Consider the following 19872-nt stretch of genomic DNA (forward strand, 5'->3'; position numbering starts at 1 on the left):
TACTTATCCAATTTATTACCTTATAATCCTATGTAAATACTCGGAATTACTTCATGGGGTGTAGCTTATGGGATTTGGAATAGAGATGACTATACTTGGACTCGTTGTTGGATTTTTAGTAGGATTAACGGGGGTTGGGGGAGCGGCATTATTAACTCCAATTATGATTATGCTCGGAGTTCCTGCAACGATCGCAGTGGGAACCGATTTGTTTTATAATTCAATTACAAAAATGTTTGGAGCTATCCAGCATTTTAGACAAAAAACAATTAATTTGAAGTTAGTTAAATTTTTTGCTATAGGTAGTATTCCAGGTGCTATAACAGCGATTGGAGTGCTCCAATTGTTTGAGAACTTTTTCCAAAATCAAGAATCAATCATGAGAACGTCTTTAGGAGTGATGTTAATTATCATCGCTTTGGCAACCATTTTCAGACAAATCTTTGATAAAAGATGGAGAGAAAATTGTTGGCAGAAGAAACCAATAGAAGAGAAAAAGATACTCACAATAACAATTGGTTATATTTTGGGGTTTTTGGTTGGATTAACTTCAATAGGCTCAGGTTCTCTTTTTGCTTTAGCACTTCTTTATCTATACAGATTAAAAGGTTCAGAGATTGTAGGTACAGATATTGCTCATGCTTTATTACTAGTCACAGTTGCTGGATTTTTACATGCTGGTTTAGGGAATGTAGATTATCTTCTAACCTTAAAGTTATTATTAGGATCAATTCCTGGTGTATTAATTGGCAGCACGTTATCAGCAAAGGTACCTACTAAACCACTAAGGACCATTTTAGCAACCATTATATTGTTTAGTGGAATAAAAATGATATAAATTAAAAACACTGATATAAAGTAAACCTTACTTCTCAGTGTTTTTTTTGTGGATAAATACACGTAAGTACATGTTCAAAAAGTTCAGTTTTCAGCACCGAGAAGATTGTATGAACATGTAGAAGCCGGAGCGGAGTGTAGTGATTGGTTACATGAGCACCGGAATTCAAATGTGAGTGCAAGATTCGATGTCGAAATAAACTTCACGACCACTTCGTGATCAAAAGGGTACTTTTTGAACAACCTCAAGAAAGGAAAGAATCTGGATATGTTATACGATTGTATTATCATTGGTGGCGGGATTGCTGGATTACAAGCTGCCATTCAACTTGGAAGATACGAACACGAAGTTCTTGTTATTGATAAAGGTGATGGAAGATCAACTTTATGTAGAGCTTATCATAATTTATTAGGATGGCCTAATGGTATTTCGGGTGCAAAATTAAGGGAGCTTGGTAAAAACCATGCGGAAAGTTTAGATGTTGAATTTTTACAAGGTGAGGTGATTCAAGCAGAAAAAAAATTTGAGCAGTTTCACATTTATGTAAAGGATCATGAACAAGCGTATAAAGGGAAGACTATATTGCTTGCAACTGGAATTATAGATCGTATGCCTGATTTTCCAGAGTTGATTTCTTGTTTAGGTTTATCTGTTTACGTATGTCCAGATTGTGATGGTTATGAAGTGAGGAATAAAAAAACCATTATATTAGGGGCTGGTGAGGTTGGTGCTAACATGGCATTGACTTTAAAACAATGGACAGATGACTTAGTTTATATAAACCATGAACAAAAACAGGTTAATCCACAGATTAGGAAAAAATTGGATGAGTTTCAGATTCAATATAAAGAAGAGCCTTTTGAAAAAGTGTTGGAAGCCAAAGGGATGATTTATGGCGTTGTTTTAATGTGTGGAGAAGTGATCCATTGTGAAAGAGGTTTTATTGCTTTTGGTGGAAATGATGTAAAATCTTTCCTTGCATCTCAATTGGGTGTAGAAAGGCTGGAAAATAAACATATTATTACCGATCCACGAACAAAAATGACAAATGTAAAACATGTATGGTCTGCAGGAGATGTGAATGTGCACTCAGAGCAGGTATCGATAGCTATGGGAGAAGGCTCACAAGCAGCGATTTGGATACATAAATCAATGGTGAATAATTCCTTTTGACAATTGACACTCTAATAGATGTAGTTTTGAACACTCACTAATAATACCTATCCTTCATCGGGTAGTCAAAAATTTAAGGAGGTAATAAGAATGCATAATGAAAATCAAGAAGAAGAAAATGTACAAATGAATAAAAATGAAAAATCTCAAAAACCAAAGGATGATGAAGCAATTCAAGCTCTGAAATCAGAAATTGAAGAAAATGACGAAAATCCTAGAGACTGTTAGGGCTCTTCCGAAATTCAAACATTTAAAAGAAACATAAATTTCTCGTCAACATCCTCTCACTTATTGCATAAATATTATTACGAATCATTTTTTTCCTTTCGTATAATTGTTAACTATTTATTGCAATGCCCATGATGAGTTGGGAGGAGTGAAACATGGATATATTTAAGAAGATCACTAGCCATCGGGCAGATGAGGAGAAGTTGAATTGGTCTGGCACCTTTAAGGATTATATCGACATTGTACGTAAAAACCCTAAAGTATCTAGAACTGCTCATGCAAGAGTATATGACATGATTGCCTCACATGGCGTGACAGAAAAGAATGGAAAAAGAATATATACATTTTTTGAAAAAGAAATTTATGGATTAAATAAAACTTTAGAAAAATTAACAGAAGAGTATTTTCATTCAGCTGCACGCAGATTAGATGTACGTAAAAGAATATTGTTGCTCATGGGTCCTGTGAGTGGTGGGAAATCTACACTAGTGATGATGTTAAAACGTGGATTAGAGCAATACTCACGCACGGATGATGGGGCGTTATATGGAATTAAAGGGTGCCCTATGTACGAGGAACCTTTACATCTAATCCCCCATGAGCTTAGACCAGACATTGAAAAAGTATTGGATGTAAGAATTGAAGGGAATTTATGCCCATCATGTCAGATGCGTTTAAGAACGGAATACAATGGAGTTATTGAGGATGTAGAAGTTGAAAGAATCACATTGTCTGAGGATAAGCGTATAGGGATCGGTACTTTTAGTCCATCTGATCCAAAATCTCAAGATATAGCAGACTTAACAGGTAGCATTGACTTTTCTACAATTACTGAATTTGGATCTGAATCTGACCCAAGAGCATATCGTTTTGACGGGGAACTGAACAAAGCAAATCGAGGAATGATGGAGTTTCAAGAAATGTTGAAGTGTGATGAGAAATTTTTGTGGAATTTACTTTCACTCACACAAGAAGGGAATTTTAAAGCAGGTAGATTTGCATTAATTTCAGCAGATGAATTGATTGTTGCTCATACAAATGAAACAGAATATAAATCTTTTATATCTAATAAAAAAAATGAAGCACTTCAATCCAGAATGATTATTATGCCAGTTCCTTATAACTTACAAGTTACTCAAGAAGAAAAAATATATCATAAATTAATTAATCAGGGTGATGTAGGTCACATTCATATTGCACCCCATACTTTAAAAACAGCCAGTATATTTTCCATTCTAACCAGATTAAAAGAAACGAAAAAACAAGGCATGGATTTCATTAAAAAAATGAGAATGTATGACGGTGAATCTGTTGAAGGGTTTAAAGATGCAGACTTAAAAGAAATGCAAAATGAATATGATGAAGAAGGAATGACAGGTATTGATCCAAGATATGTAGTGAATCGTATTTCAAGTGCGCTCATACGGCAGGATATAAACTGTATAAATGCACTGGATGTGCTTAGATCTATGAAGGATGGATTGGACCAACATTCCTCCATCAATAAAGAAGAAAAAGAGCGTTATCTGAATTTCATTTCATTAGCTAGAAAAGAGTATGATGAACTTGCTAAAAAAGAATTACAAAAAGCATTTGTTTATTCATTTGAGGAATCAGCAAAAACATTATTTGAGAATTATTTAGACAACATAGAAGCATTTTGCAATCATAATAAAATAAAAGATCCTATTACAGATGAAGAGTTAGAGCCAGATGAACGTTTAATGCGATCCATTGAAGAGCAGATAGGCATTTCAGAAAACGCCAAAAAAGCGTTTCGTGAGGAAATATTGATCAGAATGTCTTCGTACTCTAGAAAAAATAAAAAGTTTGATTATAGTAGTCATGAACGTTTAAAAGAAGCGATTGAGAAGAAGTTGTTTGCTGATTTAAAGGATATTGTTAAAATTACAACTTCAACGAAAACACCAGATGAAAAACAGCTGAAAAAAATTAATGAAGTATCAAAAAGGTTAATTGAAGAGCATGGATATTGTTCAATATGTGCAAACGAGATGTTAAGATATGTTGGAAGTTTATTGAACAGATAAACAAAGTTACCCACGAAAGTGAATTGTATTTCCTTGTTTAGGAGAAACTTGGTACGAAGTTAGACTTGAACAGGAAAGTAAATTCGAGATAGAGGCTGTCCTTATGGTTGATTAATAAGGGCAGTTTTTTTATTACTGAAGAATGGAAAGACCTCGACGACTCTTAAAAAAAGAGAAAGAAAAACCATCATATAGTTAGTATGAACTAACTATAGTTATATGTGAAGTTTATACGATAAAAGGGTAGACCACTATATAAAATTTATGGATACATATTAGTTTGAAAATATAAAAGAAGTAAATAATCCAAATACAGATTCATTTGAAATTTGAATCATTTTTCTTTTGAAACGTATTTTACAGAATGAAAATATGCTGATTTTACCTATTTAATAGACTATTGATGTCTTTTATTTAGTCCATATTTACTATATAATTTTATATTCTAAATATGTTATTGTTGTATAACAATACACTTATATGAGATGGAGTGTATGCAGTCTTTGAGGATGAAATGGGGGGTGAAATTCCAAAACTGAAAACAAAAGTTTAATTTTTTATTTCTTTAAGGCAACGCTTACAAAAATAGGAGGTGATTTATAATATTAGACTGTTAAAAGTATAACTAGGTTTTTAAATTGAATTTTCTGTTGAAAGTATTGCTATTTCACTTCAAAATGTTTGCTTTAATAGAATATGAAAAAAGAAGTAAATATATCAATAACTCCATTAATTATTAGAAACTTATTTAAAAAGGTTTTGTAGTATTTGTTTTTTAAAAATATGTATGACCGCAATATGGTACCTAGTAAACTTTACCTCACAACAGGTAAATGATTAACTATCAAACTAAATTAACATCAGAATAGTTCTGAGTTCTGTATATTACCTTAAGTATTAGTTATTCGACAAAAACATAAGAAATCCTTTTTTTAAAAGAAGTAATATGTGTTATTAAAATTTAATATATTTGATTAACCCCAAAAAGAGTAAGTAATATCTATCAATTTCGATTAAAGGGAAATAGCTTCTATCAACAAATCTGGGTGAATCTAGTAGAAGTTTGTGACCAAATCTACATACCCTTATCTCTGGTTTAGTATGCTCAAAAATCTGGATTCACATCAAAATAAATACTAGATTATAACTTCAGTGCAGTAACAAAATACAAGACAAAATCGACTTTATAGATCCCGACCCTACCTTCATGGGTTGATTCACATATTTAACATTATAAAATAACTTGGAGGCAAGAATATGTTTAAGAAAATGATAACAATAGCCATAATGTTAGCCTTAGTATTTTCATTAGTTCCCGTTAATGGCGTCTCGGCAGCAGATTATACAGCTGAATTAAACACCTTAAGTGCAACTTCATCACAAATCACATTTACTTCAAATGTAGATACAAGCTGGGTGGATGTGCATTACACTGTAAATTCAGGTGGACAACTAAATGTTAGAATGAATCAAAATGGGAATGTTTTTACACAAAACGTGAACAATTTACAAGCAGGAGATGTTGTAAGTTATTGGTTTACTTATAATAATGGTACCCCAGCTTATGATACACCTACGTTTACAAGTACACATGGCACAACACCTGAACCTGTTCCTGAGCCAGAACCAGAACCGACACCAGAACCGACACCAGAACCGACACCAGAACCAACACCAGAACCAACACCAGAACCGGCTCCTGAAGTTGATGCAGATTATACAGCTGAATTAAACACCTTAAGTACAACTTCATCACAAATCACATTTACTTCAAATGTAGATACAAGCTGGGTGGATGTGCATTACACTGTAAATTCAGGTGGACAACTAAATGTTAGAATGAATCAAAATGGGAATGTTTTTACACAAAACGTGAATAATTTACAAGCAGGAGATGTTGTAAGTTATTGGTTTACTTATAATAATGGTATCCCAGCTTATGGTACACCTACGTTTACAAGTACACATGGCACAACACCAGAGCCTGGACCAATTCCTGAGCCAGAACCGGAACCAACACCAGAACCAGAACCGACTCCTGAGCCGACACCGGAACCTACAGATCCTGGCGAAACTCCATCATTTCCAATAGGAGATGAAGTCATGACATTTCAACTTCAAAATGGGACAGGTGGACAGTATTCAGATAGTGAAATCTACTGGGCTATACTTGGTTATGATCCAGAAACAAATCAGCTTGTTCATGTAGATGCAAGTGGAAATTTAGTAGAAAGTTCAGTAAGTGATAATGATGCTCCAGGTCATTTAGAGAAAAATGGAGAAAATTATCCTAACATTTTTTATAAAATGAGTGATATAGATTGGGTTTCCATGCCTGAAATCATTTCTGGAAGAATGTTTATTAGTCTAGGCAGTCCAATGTACATTAAATTTAATGGTGCTGCAGATGGTAGAGTTGGATTTGCTGGACCAGATTTAAATAACCCAACAGATCCACATCATGATATTTACTTTGAGTACATTGAATTTACACTTAACCAATACGGATATCATGGAAATTCAACCCGAGTTGACCAATTTAGTTTCCCGATAACGAATAGATTGATTGCTTCTGGTGGATATGACAAAACCGTAGGTGAAACTTACACTCGTGATGAGATATTCACAGCATATAAAAACCAAGTACCAGCAGAATATCAAACGTTAGTTCAAGAACCTTACAGAATTGTTGCACCTGGAAAAGGGGAATTTAAAGATGGAGGGATTTACGGTCACTATTTTGATGATTATGTGAATGAAGTATGGGATTATTATAGGACAAACGAACTAACGTTTACAGCACAAGCTGGTACATTTAGTGGTAGAGTAGAAGGAGATCATTTTGTTTTTTCCAAAAATGGAGGTCCTTACAACTTGATAATAGGGAAACCAACAAACATTCAAGTATTTGAATGTTCTGGACCTATGGCAACTGGAACTTCAGATGAAAAAGTTGTAGAAGCTCAACTTTGTGCAGCATTAAACAGAGGTATCATGTATGACCCTGGAAATTGGAGTAACTCTGAATTTTTCTATCTGAATGATACAGCTAACTTTTATGCAGGATTCTGGCATGAATACAGTATAGATGGCTTAGCATATGGTTTCCCTTATGATGATGTTAGAAATTATAGCACTTTATTACACCATACTGATCCTACTGCGTTAATTATTAATGTAGGTTGGTAATTCTGATACATTAAAAACAAAGATGTTTTTGTGAAGTCCTCCACTTACCTCATTTTGTATTAGGTTAAGTGGGGGACTTCTTATTTTCTGGAAACTACTCATTCTGTACCTAAAAAGGATGGGTTTATGACAAAAAACACGAGGAGAAACATTTATGAAAAGTACCATCGGAACTATTTTATTTTCTGCAATTCTACTCATAATGACAGGTTGCAGCAGTGTTGAAACGAACGTGGAAATGAAACAACTTCCGAACGCAGAACTCGGAGATGAATATATTGATAAGTTAACTAAAATAATGGGAGAGTTAATTGAAGAAGTAGGGATAGAAAGCGTTAGCGATAATCAAGAGGAAGAAACGCCTCTTATATCCTATGATGTGATTGATGATGAACTTTCTAATCCTATCCTAGAAGTAGAAGATAAGAAATGGGAACAAGATCAACAGGATATTGAAAAACATACCCAGTTATGGCAGTTATTTGCGAATATCGTTCCTTCTAAAGAACGTAATATGGTTACGGGATTTTATGTATTTACCGATGGTGCTGGCAATACCTTAGGTGCTGTAGAACCACGTTATGAAAATCCAGAAGAATGGCTTCTCAGTTTGGACATAGCAGAAATGGATAATACGAAAGAATTAATTGGTACAATTATTCATGAGTTCGGCCATCTATTATTTTTGAATCAAGCACAAGTTCCATATAGCGAGGATTTAGAAGATGAGCAAGAGTTAGAAACCTTGAAAACAAATTGTGTCCATTATTTTACCTCCTATGGCTGTAGTGCACCTAAATCTTACATTAATCAATTTTACCAACGATATTGGTTAGGGATCATTGAAGAGTGGGAATCACTTGATGTGCAAACCAACGAAGAAGACCTTGATCATTTTTTTACAAATCATGAAAATGAATTTCTAACAGACTATGCCGCAACGGATCCATCAGAAGATATAGCCGAAACTTGGACCTACTTCATTCTATCCTATCAACCTGAAGTTGAAACGATGGCTGATGAAAAAATCTCTTTTTTTTATGAGTTTCCTGAGCTAGTTGAATTGCGTGCAACGCTACTATCCAATCTTTATAAAGTGATCTCTACGGAGAATTCATTTAAGAATTAAAAATACAAAACTCATGTAATTTGAATAACTAAACAGACTGAGGTTATCTGATTTGGTTCCAGATAATTGGTAATTCTGACCTTTTTAAGTACATCTGATTTATATATAACCCTAGCTCATAGCTGTTGCCAGTTCTAATTTGACAGAAGGATATACAAGGACTAAGCTAAAGTTGTAGTATCCATCAATATTGTAAAAAGTACAATTTTTTTATAAATTGAATTCGATTTCGTAAATACTTGGGGGTGAGCAGGTAAGTTGAATAAAAAAATACCGATTTTAGTCCAATTGATGTTAGTTTTTTCGACGATATTGCTCATCACAGTTAGTTTAATTAGTTACTTTTCAATTCGAAATTCTTCCGAAGTTGTTTTAATTAAAACTTCTCAGTACTTACAGGAATCTGTTATCCAACTAAAAGGGAAAATTGATGTCAATCTATTAGAGTTTGATAAGGTATCACAAACGGTTGCGTTTCATCCAGATGTACAGGATTATCTCTTGGATATACATAAAGGAGATATTCCTGAACATAATAGATTTGAAATTAATAATATTATTGGAGAACAGAGTCGGTTTATAAAAGAAGATTATATTATCCATGTTATAGATAGCGTTGGAGATGATTACTTTGAAAATAACACGTTATATTTAAATCAAGATCTGCATGAATTAATGGAAAATAGATGGTTTCAAAAAGTGAATGAGTACAGCGGGAGAATGGTATGGATCGCTGGAGATGCTTGGAGAGATGAGGAAGTATTACCAGGTGTAATTGGTGCTAGGCAAATTAATGATTTAAATCATTTAGAGCCAATCGGGTACTTATTTACAGTGTTTCCTATTGAGACTTTAGAAAGACTTGTAGGAGAAGTTAACTTTGGTACAAGTGGAAAAGTGCAAATTGTAGATAGTGATGGATACGTCATCTATTCTGAAGATAAAAGCCAAATAGGGACACAAGTAGAAGCGGGTTTATTGAATGAGATGTTTAATCACCCTAATGATATGATTGACTGGGAAATTGATGGGGACGTAACGTACATTTCTCATGCCCAATCTGAATATGCGGAGTGGACATTTATGGTTTATGTAGATATTGAGGAGGCATTTAAAGACTTAAAAAGTATCGAAAATAATTTGTTGATCATTGGATTGACAGGTGTGATTACAGCACTAGTTTTTACATTGTTTTTTTCATGGTCATTGTCCATACCGATTAGGAAGCTGGCATCCAGATTTAAGCGGATTGAACAAGGAGCGATAGAGCCTTATAAAGGAATCATGGGAAACAGGGAAGTATACATGTTGTATCAAAGTTACAATCAAATGTTACAAAATTTAAATCAAACCGTTAAGGATTTATCAGATAAACAAATTAGTGAGAAACATGCACAGTTGGTTGCTTTAAAAGCTCAGTTTAAACCTCATTTTTTATATAATACTTTAAATACGATTTATTGGGAATTAATTAATGAAGGTCAGTATAATACAGCAAATATGGTACTAAGCTTAAGTGATTTGCTGCGTTACAGTATTCAGCCCGGGTCTGAGTTAGTAACGATTGATGAGGACTTAAAACATTTGAATCATTTCCTTGATATTTTAAAAGCCAGATATAGAGAAAAGCTTAAGGTAAACATAGGGATAAATCCTGAATCCATATTATCAACTTATATTATGAAGCTTTTATTGCAACCTTTAGTTGAAAATGCCATTTCACATGGTTTGGAACCAAAAAGAATACCTGAGTGGATGATCAATATTGATATTTATCGAATTGACAACCATATCTATTTTATTGTAGAAGACAATGGGATAGGAATGTCAGACATAGACATGAAGAAATTTGAGCGTGTTCAAAGCCATGCAGAGATCAATGGTCAAACGATTATGCATTCTGGAATTGGATTGACTAACCTTAAATATAGAATTCAATTAATTTATGGAAAAGATTATGGGTTACAACTCTCAAATAGTAATTTAGGTGGTTTAAAAGTCGAAATTAAACTTCCACTAAAAAGAGATAAAAGTTAGAAATATTGAATTTATTTCGTGATTGGAGGAATTTCTATGATTGATATATTCAGAAAGTCCATTCTAATTGTACTATCTATTTTTTTACTACTTCACATTTCTGCTTGTGATTTAGTGAAATATAATGATTTTGGGAATATCGCTTCCAATCGAACGAATGAAAATCCAGTTGTTGAACTAACGGTTTGGCTTTGGCCGGGAAGTGGACTTGAGGACATGATACGAGAATATGACCTACAGAATACTGATGTTAATATTTCGATGATTATATTACCTTATACAGATGTTCATAACAATTTACAACATGCATTTGCAGCAGGGTATGGAGCACCTGATATTAGTCTTGTTGAGGTAAGTTATTTTGAACGTTTTAAAGAATTCGATAAAGCATTTTATGATTTAACTATATTTGGGGGGCAGACTTTAAAGGAACAATATTTGGATTGGAAGTGGCAGCAAGCTTCTAATTTAGATGGTTTCTTGTTTGGTTTACCTACGGATATTGGTCCTGTTGCTATGTTGTATAACCGAACTTTATTTCAAGAAGCTGGATTACCGACAGACCGCAAATTAGTTGCTAATCTAATAAGGACATGGGATGATTTATTTGAGGTTGGGGAAAAATTAAAAGAACATCATATTTATATGGTCGATAACATTTATATATTATACCGCATGATTTTAGGTCAGGGACAACAACAATATTTTGAAAAAGGGACTAATAAACTCATTGTAGATACAAACCCTACTGTTAAAAAAGCTTGGGAATATGCAGTTAATGCAAAAGAAATGGAATTTTCTAGAGGGACCCCGCAATATTGGGATCCTGAATGGGGTGAAAGATTAAGAGCAAATGAATTTGCAATTACTTTTGCAACTTCATGGATGTTGTCATCGATTGAAAAATCGTTTAATTCATCCTCTGACATTAATGTTAGTAATGTGGGTGAATGGGATGTAACTTATTTACCTGAGGGAGGAGGAAACTGGGGAGGTTCATTTTTAACGATGCCAGCAGAAGGAAAACACCCTAGAGAATCCTATAAATTAATAGAGCACTTGACCTCACCAGACAGCCAACTTAGAGTTTTTACTAAGGACAAAAATTTTCCATCATCTCCATTGCTTTATGATCATCCCATCATTCTAGAGACAAAATTGCATTATTTTAATAATGCTCCTGTAGGTGAAATTTTTGTTGATTCAGCTAAAAACCTAGAGCCTGTATACGAGGGCCCAAATCAACATATTGTAACTGGAATTATTGACAACGCTCTAATACAGGTTGATACGACAAATACGCCTCCAGAGGAAATATGGAATGAGTCAATGAGGTTAATCAAAACCCAGTTAAATAATGAATGAAATTATATGCCAAAAGTCTATATCATTAGTTCTGCTATACATTTAACAAACTCTATTTAAAAGGAGGCTATCATGAATATATTAATGGTAGATGATGAACCGATAGTGAGAAATGCAATGGCCAATATGATTCAATCTATGGCGGATTATTATGATGTGTTAACAGCTGAAGATGGAGAAGATGCTATTGCTAAACTAAAGAAAAAAAGGTTTGACATTGTGATTACAGATATTAGGATGCCTGGAGTTGATGGATTAAAACTTGCAAAGTATATTTACGAAACTCACCCTAAAACCTATATCGTGATGTTAACAGGGCACGCTGATTTCGAATATGCTCGCACCGCTCTTCAATATAAGGTGGTTGAATATTTATTAAAACCTACCTCAATGGAAAGTGTTAAAGATATCATTAATAAAATAGAAATGATGATTAATAGCCGGAGATCGAAATCTGAAATTGGTCGCTTAAGGGAAAAGAATTTATTGGAAAAAAGAGTTCAGGATCTTTTTTATGAGATGCCAGTACCCTATTACGATGAATCGCTATTTCCTGAATTTCAATCTATTTATCTATTTTCCATCACGATGAAACCAGAAGAATTAAGAAAAAAAACGATACGATTTTCCATTAAAAATATTATATCTGATGTAATGAATGAGCTGGGAACCTCCATTGTAGTAGTGGAGGAGAGCCATTTATCCACTGTTTTATTCTCCTACAATGATCAGTCAAATCATATTGGAGAAGTATTGAAGAATATTTCTTCTGCCATTGAACAAATTTTAAAAAGAAGTTGCGAGATTGGAATAGGAGGTGTAAGTGACCAGCTGCAAGAAGTCAGCGAATTATACAAAAAAAGTTTAATGGAATTAGGCTTATATAAAGAAGAGGTTTCAGTTAAAAATGGAAAATCAAACGATTCTATACATCGATTAATTCGTTCTGTTATAGAGTATGTGGAAAAAGATTATTCGAAAGAAATTACTTTGACTTCGTTGGCTGAGCAATTATTTGTAAATCCCAATTACTTGAGTAGTTTATTTAAAAATGAAATGGGGGTCACCTTTAGTCATTTTGTAACGAAAACTCGAATCAACAAAGCTAAGGAGTTATTGCGTGAGACCAATCATAAAATATATCAAGTTTGTAAAATGGTTGGTTATACAGATCAAGCCCATTTCAGTAAGGTATTTAAAGCTTTTGAAAATACGAGCCCTTATGACTATAGAGAACATAATAAACCTCAGCAAAACCATTCTCAACATCGTCAAGTTTAAAATACTACAAATTTATCGATAATTTTGATATATTAAAGGGATAGATTCTATAGGTTGTTCAAAAAGTCCCCCACTTTGTCAGCACAGGACGTGCTGATCCTACATTAGTCACAAGGAAGTGACTGATTCTAAGTAGGGATCACGAAGGTTCTCTAGAAGTGATATTCGACATCGAATCTGACTTTCACCTTTGAAGTCCGGTGCTCATGTAGAAAAACCCTACACTTGCTATACCCCAAAAAGTGAAGGACGGCTTTGAAGAGTATTCCTATTACTTTTCGGGGACCCCGAGGAACACTATCGCAGGTTCAAGTCACCTTCTTGGTGCTGAAAACTGAATTTTTTGAACAGGTACTTTTATAAAAAATACGTGGAGGTTATGATGAAACCATACTTTTTTGATGAAAAAAAACGATTTGTTATAAAAGATTATAATAATCAGAAGCCATTTTCCAGCTTTTTTCCTGGCATTGCAGGAACCATGGGAATTCCTCTTTGGGCTTTTTATGTAAACAGAGGGCAGGGGATCGCTAGTTTTGGAATACAAAATAAAGATAGTTCCATTATGGAGTTTTTCCCAGCGAATAAATCTTATCAGCAAATTCCTACAACTGGTTTTAGAACGTTTATAAAATATTATAAAAATGACTACAATGGATATTATGAACCTTTTGCATATCAAACAGGTGGATTGAAGTTAGAAGAAAATATGTATATTTCATCTAACCTTCTTGAAATCGATTCCATCAATAAAAAAGCAGGTTTACAGGTCAAAGTTAGTTATTATACACTGCCTAATGAATCATTTGCTTCTTTAGTCCGTACTGTAACCATTAAAAACATTTCTAAAGAGAGTGTGAAATGTGAAGTATTGGACGGAATGCCTTCTATTCTTCCATACGGTATTACGGAAGAACCATATAAAAGATTAGGTCATACTTTAAAAAGCTGGATGGATGTATATAATCTTGATCAACATATTCCTTTTTATAAACTTCGAGGAGATACTGCTGATTCCGCTGCTGTTGGTGAAATCAAAGGAGGCTATTTTTATTTAAGTTTTGAAAATGAAAACCTCATTTCTCCGATTGTAGATGCAAATCTTGTATTTGGGATGAATACCTCATTTAATAAACCTGATGCCTTTTTGAAGCATTCTTTAAGTGAGTTATTAAATCAGCAACAAGTGACCACTAATAAAGTGCCTACAGGTTTTTCTGGAGTAGAAAAAGAATTACAACCTGGGCAATCTGTTGAAATTAATACATTCATTGGTTTTGTTCAAGATATTGAACAAATCAATGGGCGTAAGGATGAACTATGTAAAAAACTATATATCGATGCAAAAAGAGATGAAGCAGGACAGTTAGTTGATGAAATAACAAATGACATCACTACAAAAACTTCCTCTAGTTTGTTTGATGCTTACTGTAAACAAAATTACTTGGACAATTTACTGCGTGGTGGTTATCCTGTTACATTTGAAGCAGGTGAAAAACCACTTGTTTATCACATTTACTCAAGAAAACATGGTGATTTAGAGAGGGATTATAACTTTTTCTCTTTAGAAGCAGGGTATTATTCACAAGGTAACGGAAATTTTAGAGATGCAAATCAGAATAGAAGAAGTGATGTGTTATTCCATCCTGAGATTCAAGATTTTAATGTCAATATGTTTTTCAACTTAATTCAGACAGATGGATATAATCCTCTTGTAGTAAAAGGTTGTAGCTTTACAGTTAAACAAAACAAAATAGATGAAATTTTGAAATTTATCGATAAAATGGACACAAATAAAATGAGAACATTCTTATTAAATCCATTTACTCCAGGTGAACTCCTAAGCAAAATAGAAAGCGAAAATATACAGTTAAGTAAAACTTCAGAACAATTCATGTTAGAAGTACTTCAAATTAGTGAACAACATGTAGAGGCGGAGTTTGGAGAAGGGTATTGGGTCGATCATTGGACATATAATATGGATTTAGTGGATAGCTACCTTGCCATTTATCCTGATCGTATACAACAACTGCTATTTGAACAAGAAACGTATACTTACTTTGATAGTCCAGCTATTGTGTTACCAAGAGAAGATAAATATGTTTTGGTAGATGGAAAGGTTCGTCAATATGATGCTATTGAAGAAGATGCACAAAAAGAGGCTATACTTCATTCAAGATCAGAATTACCGAATTGGGTAAGAACAAAACATGGTAAAGGTGATATATATTATACTAATCTCTACAGCAAAACAGTTTCATTAGCTTTAAATAAATTTGCAACGTTAGATCCATATGGATTAGGTGTAGAGATGGAAGCGAACAAACCAGGTTGGAACGATTCTATGAATGGATTGCCAGGTTTATTTGCCTCTGGTTTTAGTGAAGCAAGCGAATTGAAAAGATTGCTTCAATTTGTCATTAGCTCTAGTGAAGGCATTGATCGAACAATCAAACTGCCTGTGGAAATGGCGGAATTGTTAACAACTGTGGATCGTTCACTTGATGTTTATAATCAGTCGGAACAATCAGACAAAAATTATCAATATTGGGATCAGGTTTCAACGGCTAGAGAACAATATCGTGATCAAACTAAATATGGGTTAGACGGGGCAGAAATAGAGCTAAAGGTATCTGAGATTAAGCATATTTTTAAAAAGTTTGTGTTTAAAATGAATGAAGGAATGAAACGTGCTTTAGAGCTGAATGATGGAAAGTATCCAACCTATTTCTATTTTGAAGCGGAAAGTTTTGAAGAGCTCGTTGATAAAGATGGAAAACAAAAAGTAAATAAAAACCATTTACAGAATGTCAAAGTGACAAAATTTAAATTGCATAACCTTCCACAATTTTTGGAGGGTCCAACGAGAGCACTAAAGGTATTGGACTCCTTTGAAGAAAAACAAAAGTTATACGAGCAAATTAAAAGCAGTGGAGTATACGATGAGAAGTTGAAAATGTATAAGGTTAATGCATCTTTGGAAGGACAGCCTTTTGAGCTAGGGAGAGTTAGAGCATTTACTGCAGGTTGGTTAGAAAATGAATCTGTCTTTATGCATATGGAATATAAGTATATTTTAGAGGTATTAAAAGCAGGTTTATATGATGAGTTTTTCGAAGATATGAAAAATGTGATGGTTCCATTTTTAGACCCAGAAGTTTATGGAAGAAGTATTATTGAGAATAGTTCATTTATTGCTAGTAGTGCAAATCCTGATGTTACTCAACATGGGGCAGGATTCGTGGCAAGGTTAAGTGGATCTACAGCAGAGTTTCTATCTATGTGGCATGTGATGATGGCAAACAAACAACCTTTCCAAATGGAAGAAGATAAGCTTTGTTTGAAATTAAATCCAATTTTACCAGGGTGGTTATTTGATGGAAATGGTACTGTCGAATTTAAATTTTTATCAAAATGTGATGTGATTTATATTAATAAATCAGGTAAAAATACGTATGGAGCAAATGGGGTAGAAGTTAAAAAACTAGTACTTACAAAACAAGATGGTGAACAAATCATTTTCAAAGATGGTTTTATTCCTGATCCGTATGCTTCTATGGTTCGTGAAGGTCAGATTTCTAAAATTGATGCTTATTTAGATTAGATTTATAAAAATTAAATACTCCATAAAGGAATTTATGTATTTTGGGGTATTATTAAAGCAGAAAGTAGAGGATCACATTGAAAAAACGAGGGATCGTTATCACTTCTTTATTCGTTATCATCATTGTTATTGGAATCGTTTTCTACTTTAATCAAAAAAATGATAACAGTGGATTTCAGCCAAAAGCTTCAAAAGGAAATATTCATGGTACGACGGCTGTAACTGTAGACTTTGATGAAACAATACATCATTTAGCAGTTAAGGTTTCAAACGAATCATTTTCTGAACCTAATTTAGGGGAAGGAGTGCCTACTCATCGCACTGTTTCTAATCCATACCTTCCAGGAGCTGATATTTCAGGTGTAGATGCGAAAACCAATAAGTATTTAGGTGTTTATCTAGCAGATGAAAACAACAAAATTATAGATTATAAGGAAATTAAGTTATCAAAAGGAAAAGTTCAGACGGAAAAATGGAATTTAGTTTGGGAAGATGAGTTTGAGGAAGATGAAATTAATGATAGCAAGTGGAACTTCATCCAAGGTGGTGGAGGTTATGGGAATCATGAATTACAGCATTATACAAACCGTCAAGAAAACGCACGTATTGAAGATGGTAAATTAATGATTGAAGCACGTGAGGAGAGTTTCGGTTCTGAAGAATATACTTCTGCTAAGTTAACAACAGAGGGAAAAGGTGACTGGAAGTACGGTCGTTTTGAAATTAGAGCGAAATCACCTGAAGGGCAAGGGATTTGGCCTGCGATTTGGATGATGCCTACGGATTATCAAGTGTACAATGTGTGGCCTTCATCTGGTGAAATTGATATTTTTGAACTGGTAGGACATGATCCTTATACTGTTCATGGTACATTACATTACGGTGTTCCTCATACTTATACAGGTGAATCTTATCAATTACCTGGTGAGAAGAAGTTTAGTGATGATTTCCATACTTACACAATGGAGTGGGAACCAGGAGAAATCAGATGGTATGTAGACGAGGTTCTTTTTTCAAAGCAAAATGATTGGTTCTCTAAAGATCCAAACAATCCAGAAAACTATACTTACCCAGCACCATACGACAGAGAGTTTTATTTACAATTAAACCTAGCTGTTGGTGGAGACTGGCCTGGATATCCAGATCATACGACGGTATTCCCGCAGCAATTTGTAATTGATTATGTAAGGGTGTATGAATTAGACGGAGAATATAGAGAAGCAGGTATTCGACCTGAACCTTCTCCTTATGAATCTCAAACAACAGGAGATGTTAGAGGACCATTAGAAGACGGAAATTATGTATATAACGGTTCTTTTGATGATGATTTATCAAATTGGGAATTCCAACCTTACGAACCCAAAACTCAATTTGGTGGTGAGGGTGAAGTGACGGTTGTTGCAAGTGAATTGAATACAGTGATTCAAAAACAAGGAGAAGCACCTTGGGCAATACAAATAGTCCAAACTCAAATATCAATGGAAAAAAATGAACGTTACACCCTTTCGTTTGATGCTAGATCATCTGGAAATCGTCAAATGATGGTGAACGTCTCTGGCCCTGATCGAAATTTCTCTCGTTATTTTCAGGATACGAACGTTTCTTTAGATGGAAATATGCAGCATTTTGAATTTACGTTTGATATGGTTCAAGATTCCGATATGAATGCACGTGTTGAATTTAATATGGGGCAGGTCTCTACTTTGCCTGTATGGATAGATAATGTCAAACTTGTTAAAAAGGAAAAGGACCCTAATGAAACGAAATCTATTCTTCCAACAGGAAACTATGTTTATAATGGAACATTTGATCAAGGTGATCACCGTTTATCATTTTGGGAATTAACAAGTGACAATGGAGTAAACGCAACTGCGAGTGTAGGGATTGAACTTGAAGAAAGAGAATTGGAAGTTACTGTGAATGAGACAGGAGACTCACTTGAATCCATACGTTTAACTCAAACTGATTTAAACATGGAAAAAGGAAAAACATATTATCTTTCCTTTGACGCTCGTGCAGAAGAAGAAGGAATGATTGGTGTTAAAATGACGGATGAAACACAAAAAAACATTCATGCTACAAAAACATTCGATATATTAAGTGATACTCAGTCAAATAGTTTTGTATTTAAGATGGAAAATGAAACAGATGCACACGCACAGCTTCAGTTTTTATTGGGAAGTCAAAAAAGTGCAGTATTTTTAGATAATATTTTGTTAAAAGAACTATTACCACCAACATTATTGGAAGAACATATTGTTATCAGAGCCAAAGAGTATGATGACATGGTGGGAGTTGTCATTGAAGGTGAAACTGTTGGTTTTATTGAAGAAGGGGACTGGATGCAGTATATCATAGATGTAAAAAAAACAGGGAATTATAAAATTTCTTATTATGCTGCATCAGATCGAGATGATGGACAAATAACCATGTTATCCAAGTCAGGTAGTGTTTTTACTCAAAATTTGAATGCGGGTGAATTGTTGGAAAGTGAAGCTGATCACGAAACATCCATTCAAGTAGAAAAAACAGGAGGATGGCAGTCCTACCGTTCAATGAATGATACGATTACTTTAAATGCAGGAGTTCAGACGATTCAGATTTATGCTCCTAACGTCAATTTACACTGGTTTAGTATAGCGGAAGAAAAGTGAAAAATGAATGAATCTTAAATGTCAAAATAGGTAAATAGATTTGCAGGATTTTTTCATATAAAGGAATAGTTATTGACAACCTTTTGTTAACAGATTTATTATTGAGGGAGGGAGAATAAGCTTCCTTCCTCGATTAAGTATTTCTAAACTAAAGAGTAATGTAATCATCTTATTTACTTTTTATCTTCTCTTGTTAACGTTTTCAGTTAATAAAATTTTTAATAAAAGATTCTTCAGTTTCATTATTAAATAACAAACTAAGTAAAATGAAAACGATTTCATAAAATTCAAAATCACTTTTATTTTTTATAAGTTTAGTTTTT

At 33.8% G+C, this 19872-nt stretch carries 11 protein-coding genes; all 11 read left to right on the plus strand.

Annotation, left to right across the window (positions count from 1 at the left end; all coding sequences use genetic code 11):
* Positions 1 to 67 precede the first annotated feature (67 nt).
* The 11 genes from EPK97_RS13980 to EPK97_RS14035 all read left to right on the plus strand — a co-directional run bounded on the left by EPK97_RS13980 (position 68) and on the right by EPK97_RS14035 (position 19549).
* Entirely contained in the window at positions 68 to 838 is a 771-nt protein-coding gene (locus EPK97_RS13980; RefSeq protein WP_240903824.1) for a sulfite exporter TauE/SafE family protein, read from the plus strand.
* 267 nt (positions 839 to 1105) lie between these two features.
* Positions 1106 to 2011, plus strand: a complete 906-nt coding sequence (locus EPK97_RS13985; RefSeq protein ID WP_162037233.1) for an NAD(P)/FAD-dependent oxidoreductase — start codon at positions 1106 to 1108, stop codon at positions 2009 to 2011.
* 90 nt (positions 2012 to 2101) lie between these two features.
* Complete coding sequence (locus tag EPK97_RS13990; RefSeq protein ID WP_162037234.1) at positions 2102 to 2239, plus strand: hypothetical protein; 138 nt, start codon at positions 2102 to 2104, stop codon at positions 2237 to 2239.
* Positions 2240 to 2394: 155 nt separating this feature from the next.
* Positions 2395 to 4290 carry a PrkA family serine protein kinase gene (locus tag EPK97_RS13995; RefSeq protein ID WP_162037235.1) on the plus strand — a complete coding sequence of 632 codons (1896 nt, stop codon included), beginning with the start codon at positions 2395 to 2397 and terminating at the stop codon, positions 4288 to 4290.
* A gap of 1257 nt (positions 4291 to 5547) precedes the next feature.
* A complete protein-coding gene (locus EPK97_RS21575; protein ID WP_205690268.1) occupies positions 5548 to 7479 on the plus strand; it encodes a glycoside hydrolase family 64 protein in 1932 nt (643 codons plus the stop codon).
* Between the two features lie 154 nt (positions 7480 to 7633).
* Complete coding sequence (locus EPK97_RS14010) at positions 7634 to 8608, plus strand: hypothetical protein (RefSeq protein ID WP_162037237.1); 975 nt, start codon at positions 7634 to 7636, stop codon at positions 8606 to 8608.
* Between the two features lie 258 nt (positions 8609 to 8866).
* Positions 8867 to 10645: a sensor histidine kinase gene (locus EPK97_RS14015; protein ID WP_162037238.1), complete on the plus strand. Its 1779-nt coding sequence runs from the start codon at positions 8867 to 8869 to the stop codon at positions 10643 to 10645.
* Between the two features lie 36 nt (positions 10646 to 10681).
* Positions 10682 to 12010 (plus strand): ABC transporter substrate-binding protein, encoded by a 1329-nt coding sequence (locus tag EPK97_RS14020; protein WP_162037239.1) that lies wholly within the window; start codon positions 10682 to 10684, stop codon positions 12008 to 12010.
* Between the two features lie 72 nt (positions 12011 to 12082).
* Positions 12083 to 13291 carry a response regulator transcription factor gene (locus EPK97_RS14025; RefSeq protein WP_162037240.1) on the plus strand — a complete coding sequence of 403 codons (1209 nt, stop codon included), beginning with the start codon at positions 12083 to 12085 and terminating at the stop codon, positions 13289 to 13291.
* 382 nt (positions 13292 to 13673) lie between these two features.
* Complete coding sequence (locus tag EPK97_RS14030) at positions 13674 to 16895, plus strand: cellobiose phosphorylase (protein WP_162037241.1); 3222 nt, start codon at positions 13674 to 13676, stop codon at positions 16893 to 16895.
* A gap of 77 nt (positions 16896 to 16972) precedes the next feature.
* Entirely contained in the window at positions 16973 to 19549 is a 2577-nt protein-coding gene (locus EPK97_RS14035) for a carbohydrate binding domain-containing protein (protein ID WP_162037242.1), read from the plus strand.
* The last annotated feature ends 323 nt before the right edge of the window (positions 19550 to 19872 follow it).

The sequence above is a fragment of the Chengkuizengella sediminis genome (assembly GCF_010078385.1).
Classification (GTDB): domain Bacteria; phylum Bacillota; class Bacilli; order Paenibacillales; family KCTC-33759; genus Chengkuizengella; species Chengkuizengella sediminis.

What these genes read in the sequence shown, in the direction of transcription:
- EPK97_RS13985 (WP_162037233.1), top strand. Translation starts at nt 1,106, where the DNA reads ATGTTATACGATTGTATTATCATTGGTGGCGGGATTGCTGGATTACAA.
- EPK97_RS13980 (WP_240903824.1), top strand. Translation starts at nt 68, where the DNA reads ATGGGATTTGGAATAGAGATGACTATACTTGGACTCGTTGTTGGATTT.
- EPK97_RS14030 (WP_162037241.1), top strand. Translation starts at nt 13,674, where the DNA reads ATGAAACCATACTTTTTTGATGAAAAAAAACGATTTGTTATAAAAGAT.
- EPK97_RS14010 (WP_162037237.1), top strand. Translation starts at nt 7,634, where the DNA reads ATGAAAAGTACCATCGGAACTATTTTATTTTCTGCAATTCTACTCATA.
- EPK97_RS14025 (WP_162037240.1), top strand. Translation starts at nt 12,083, where the DNA reads ATGAATATATTAATGGTAGATGATGAACCGATAGTGAGAAATGCAATG.
- EPK97_RS13995 (WP_162037235.1), top strand. Translation starts at nt 2,395, where the DNA reads ATGGATATATTTAAGAAGATCACTAGCCATCGGGCAGATGAGGAGAAG.
- EPK97_RS14020 (WP_162037239.1), top strand. Translation starts at nt 10,682, where the DNA reads ATGATTGATATATTCAGAAAGTCCATTCTAATTGTACTATCTATTTTT.
- EPK97_RS21575 (WP_205690268.1), top strand. Translation starts at nt 5,548, where the DNA reads ATGTTTAAGAAAATGATAACAATAGCCATAATGTTAGCCTTAGTATTT.
- EPK97_RS13990 (WP_162037234.1), top strand. Translation starts at nt 2,102, where the DNA reads ATGCATAATGAAAATCAAGAAGAAGAAAATGTACAAATGAATAAAAAT.